This is a genomic window from Mesorhizobium sp. M7A.F.Ca.CA.001.10.2.1 (genome assembly GCF_003998575.1).
In the GTDB taxonomy this organism is placed as follows: domain Bacteria; phylum Pseudomonadota; class Alphaproteobacteria; order Rhizobiales; family Rhizobiaceae; genus Mesorhizobium.
On record NZ_RZQY01000935.1, the window covers coordinates 1 to 1,733 of the forward strand.

Annotated in this window: 2 protein-coding genes and 1 pseudogene; all 3 read left to right on the forward strand. The window is 63.5% G+C overall.

Features of this window, described 5'->3' with window-relative positions; genetic code table 11:
* Positions 1-360: pseudogene (locus tag EN964_RS33660) on the forward strand (heme biosynthesis protein HemY); the annotation flags it as partial.
* A 36-nt stretch (positions 361-396) separates the two neighbouring features.
* A complete protein-coding gene (locus EN964_RS33665; protein ID WP_127268697.1) occupies positions 397-876 on the forward strand; it encodes a TerB family tellurite resistance protein in 480 nt (159 codons plus the stop codon).
* 15 nt (positions 877-891) lie between these two features.
* Positions 892-1,605, forward strand: coding sequence for a glutamine amidotransferase (locus EN964_RS33670; RefSeq protein ID WP_127268698.1), 714 nt, complete (start codon positions 892-894; stop codon positions 1,603-1,605).
* Positions 1,606-1,733: the final 128 nt, after the last annotated feature.

Genomic DNA, 1,733 nt, shown 5'->3' on the forward strand with positions numbered 1-1,733 from the left:
GGCCGGCTCGACGCCTTCGAGTGGCGTGCGCCGATGGAGCGTCTCGGCCAGTTGATCGACAGCCATGACGACATGCCAGCCGGTGCGGCGCCGGTCATCGAAGCATTGGCAAAGCCCACGAGCGAAAAAGGGCCGATCGAGGTGATCGATGACGCCGGTGGCGAGACGTCGGCGGGCAAGCAAGCTGAAAGTCGCGAAGAAGATCATGTCAGGCCGATCACGGCAGCGGCCTTCGCCGCGGTGCCGGGCGATGCCGAGGGCGTCGATCCGGCCGAGGAGCTTGCGCGGTTGCCGGACGATCCCGGCGTCGATCCGGACGAGGAAGCGGAGAAATCGCCGCGCCGGTTTCGGTTGTTTTGAGTTGGGCAGGCCGTCAGGCCGTTGGGGTATGGATCTATGTTTGAACGCGTTCTGTCGTTTCTCAGGGATTTGCCGGCCGGCGCCGGCACTCGTGCCAGCACGGACGATCCGCGCATCGCCGCCTCGGCGCTGCTCTACCATGTGATGAATGCCGATGGCGTGCGCCAGGATGTCGAGTGGGAACGGTTCAAGGCGGTGCTGGCGGAGAGCTATTCGATCAGCGGCACGGAACTTGAGGCGCTTGCCGCCGCCGGCGAGCGGGCCGACAATGAGGCGATCGATCTCTATGCCTTCACCAGTGTCCTGAAGCGCCATCTCGATGCCGATGCGCGCAAGGCCTTCATCGGCCTGATGTGGGAAATCGTCTATGCCGACGGCGAGTTGCACGAGCTCGAGGACAACACCGTCTGGCGCGTCGCCGAGCTGATCGGCGTCGAACGCCATGATCGCGTCGAGGCGCGCCGCAAGGCAGCGGCGCACGCGCCCGGCGCCACCGGAACATCGAGCGACGAATAGGATTTTCGCCTTCCCATGCCGCGCCAAACGAGTTCGAAGCCAAAGATACTGATCGTGCTGCATCAGGAGAGTTCGAGCCCAGGGCGTGTCGGCCACATGTTGCTGGAAGAAGGGTTCGACCTCGATATCCGCCGGCCGCCGCTTGGCGACGCCTTGCCCGAAACACTGGACGGCCACGCCGGCACGGTGGTGTTCGGCGGTCCGATGAGCGCCAATGACGAGGACGAGTTCGTTCGCCGCGAGACCAACTGGCTGGAAATACCGCTGAGGGAGAACCGGCCATGTCTCGGCATCTGTCTCGGCGCACAGATGCTGGTCAACTATCTCGGCGGCAAGGTCGAAGGACACGGCGAAGGGCTGGTCGAGGTTGGCTGGTATCCCCTGAAAGCGACCGAAGCCGGCAAGCAACTGATGCACTGGCCGGAGATGGTCTATCAGTTCCACCGCGAGGGTTTCTCGCTGCCCAGGGACGCGACGCTGCTGGCGACGGCCGAGACCTATCCCAACCAGGCCTTCCGCTACGGCGACAATGCCTGGGGCATCCAGTTCCATGGCGAACTGACCAGGGTGATGATGCAGCGCTGGGTGGTGCGCGGCGCGCATCGCTTCGAATTGCCCGGTGCCCAGCCCGGCCGCGATCATCTCGGCGGCCGGCTGATCTGGGACATGCATCTCAAGCGCTGGCTGGACGAGTTCCTGCGGATGATTTTCGGCAAGCCGAGCAGATAGCTAATGCATGTCGCCCAAAAGCGACCTCGGTTTTGGGAAAACGACATGCATAAAACAAGACTTAAAGCGCGACGCGCTTTAAGGTTCGAGCACCGGCCGCAGGAAGCTGCGCTCGTAGCTGAGAATCT